The 470-nt window shown below is 66.0% G+C and carries 1 protein-coding gene; it reads right to left on the bottom strand.

Features of this window, described 5'->3' with window-relative positions:
• A partial coding sequence (locus tag AC2JF9_RS08885; protein WP_500727039.1) for a glycoside hydrolase family 5 protein occupies positions 1-470 on the bottom strand: 470 nt, incomplete at both ends.

The following is a 470-nucleotide window of genomic DNA, read 5'->3' as shown; positions in this document are numbered from 1 at the left end:
GTCGGGTCGGCAACGGCAGGCGGATGGACGCGTCGCGGACATCGTCGAGCGACTCCTGGTACTGGATTCCACCTACGATGATGAGGAGATCGGGGTTCGCCTCCAGCACCACCGCCGCGCCTCGTTCGGCCGCGGCTCGCCAGTCGGTGAGCGGATGGTCGTCACCCCAGGTCGGTACAAGAGCCTGGCTCGGGTCTGGGCGGATCTCGTTCCTGAGCTCTGCCGCCACGACGAACGGACGGTCACGGTATCGCGCTGCCATTTTCCGCCAGTGGGCGAGCCAGGTCTGCTCGGGATAGCCCGGCGTGTGCCACAGACCGTCGCCATGCTGCTCGTCGCAGCACCAGTCTCCCCGGCTCCTGTGATTGTCGAGGATCACCATCAACCCCTCGGCGCCAAGGGCATCGACGACGGCGTCGAAGACGTCGAGCGCCGGCTTTCCAGCGAGCTCTGGATTGGCTGTCACATAT

The organism is Lactobacillus sp. C449L (assembly GCF_059900815.1).
Note: the sequence above shows the minus strand (reverse complement) of the source record. Positions and strands in the feature narration are given on the sequence as shown.